The 1,946-nt window shown below is 57.1% G+C and carries 2 protein-coding genes and 1 pseudogene; all 3 read right to left on the reverse strand.

Annotated features, from left to right (window positions below):
• Positions 1-412: GFA family protein (locus DMX12_RS28760; protein ID WP_110680091.1), on the reverse strand; the 412-nt coding region annotated here is incomplete at its 3' end.
• Between the two features lie 112 nt (positions 413-524).
• Positions 525-884 (reverse strand): hypothetical protein, encoded by a 360-nt coding sequence (locus DMX12_RS28765; protein ID WP_110680092.1) that lies wholly within the window; start codon positions 882-884, stop codon positions 525-527.
• Positions 885-1,001: 117 nt separating this feature from the next.
• Positions 1,002-1,688: pseudogene (locus tag DMX12_RS28775) on the reverse strand (tyrosine-type recombinase/integrase); the annotation flags it as partial.
• Positions 1,689-1,946 lie beyond the last annotated feature (258 nt).

Here is a 1,946-nt window from a genome sequence, read left to right on the forward strand (position 1 = left end):
CCGCAACCTCCGCGCCACCCCCCACCCGATCCTTGGGATGAACACGCCCTTCACTGACCGCCACCTCTGCAAAATCGAACGGGCTCATCCCTTCGATACACGCAACGTTCACCCCATACTGGTCCGGCGAGGAACGCCGCTGGTGGAAGGTGTAGATGCCGCATTTCGAGCAGAAGTAGTGCTTGGCTTCCCGGGTGTGGAACTGATAGAGCGTCAGCGCCTCAACACCTTGGGTGACCGTGATATCGCCCAGATTGACCGACACCGCCACCGCCCCGCGCATACGGCACAGCGAGCAGTTGCACCTGCGTGCGGTGCGCAGACCATCGGTCAACCGCAGTGAGAAACGCACGGTGCCGCAATGGCACGCTGCTTGGTAGACAGGGCGGTTATCGTTGTTTTCATCCGTCATGGCGTTTCTCCCGTTTGAAAGGCCAGCTTGCCGGACTGGCCGCAGATGCCCGAACACAGAGGCTACCGCTATCGGGCTGACCAGTACCGCGCCCCATGCAGAAGCGGTCAGGCTAGGTGTAAGTGAAAATAATCAGCGCGGTGGCCAAGAGGATGTGAATCACCAAAAGGCTCACCAACAATCGCCTCATGCTTGAGGGGAAACGTTTGACTTCATCGAAGTCAATCAACCCCCTGCGCAGGAAGATGCTAGGTATGGCCAGCACCATGGAGATCAAACCCGTACGCATAACCTTGCCCAAAAGACCTGCATGTTGAAACGTAATCTTATTACCGGTCACGAAGCTACAGCGCGTTAGCAACGACTCGTAGTATTCAGTGTATTTATGTGCGATGAAAAACTGCACGACCATCGCAAGCATCATGGGTGCAAGAATCAGAATCGCAATGAGTCCAGGCTCAATTTCATTCACTCCGATACCTCGCCGTACAAAAAGTCACCAAACATTTCGCCCGCCTTGCCCCCTCCATCTCCGAGGACTTTACCGCCCACTGCTCCTCCGACGACAGCACAAGCCAACGCACCAGGGCCGCCTGTACTGACGCCCAGAACAAAGGCACAGATACCGGTCCCTGCCATACCTCCCAGGAAGGCGGGTCAGCGAGAGTGCAGGACGGTGCACGGTGCGCGGCGCTTGAATCGAGCCGGCCAGATCGAGCGCCGGGTTTTGAGTGATCTGCCGCGCCCGCTTCGCGCCCCGCATGATCGTGGATAGGTAGTTCTGCACACGCAGCGCGACATCCATGGTTCCGCGATCCTTGATCCGCTGGGTGACCTCAAGGAGATCATGGGTGTCGAGTTCAGCGATAGGCCGCTGGCCAATCAGTGGAAACACATGGGTGCGCAACCTGCTCAGCTCCCGCCGGGACTTTTCGACATGCTACTCCAAGGCGACAGTTTCAAAGAGAAGACTCGCTCACTGAGCTGCAATCTTGGCCTTCTGCTTTTCTTCCATCGGATCAAGGTTGTCGAGCAACAGGGCTTTGGCCTCATCGCGCTTGGTCCTCGCGACGGCCAACGAAACGATGGGGTACTTGCCGATGATCAGCGTGCCTTCCTTGCCGCTGGGTTTGAAATACCGCAGTCGCCAAGTCTTCGAGCCACTGGGCGTGACTAACAGGTACATGCCCCCGCCGTCGATTAGTTTGTAGGCTCGATCACGCGGTTTGGCCGTGCGGCATTTGAGGTCGCTGAGCGGAATGGCTAGGCGTGGCATAGGGGTACGTTCTCCACTCAGGAAAGACGCTGTACCCCAAAAAAACCCCCGGTTATTGGGAATTTAGTTGGTTCCCGACGGAGGGTCTTGGAGACGAAAAACCGGCCAGAAGGGTAATGCCTGTCAGTTAAGCGTAAGCGTCCGGCGAACTCACCTTCCGAACTCCAGCATTAAGGGCGATGGTGTCCGCGTATTTTTAAGCGGACGCGATCACCCTTATCGCCAGGATTTCCATGCGCCAACGAAGCTCTTATCCGA

The organism is Pseudomonas sp. MB-090624 (assembly GCF_003205245.1).
Lineage (GTDB): Bacteria > Pseudomonadota > Gammaproteobacteria > Pseudomonadales > Pseudomonadaceae > Aquipseudomonas > Aquipseudomonas juntendi.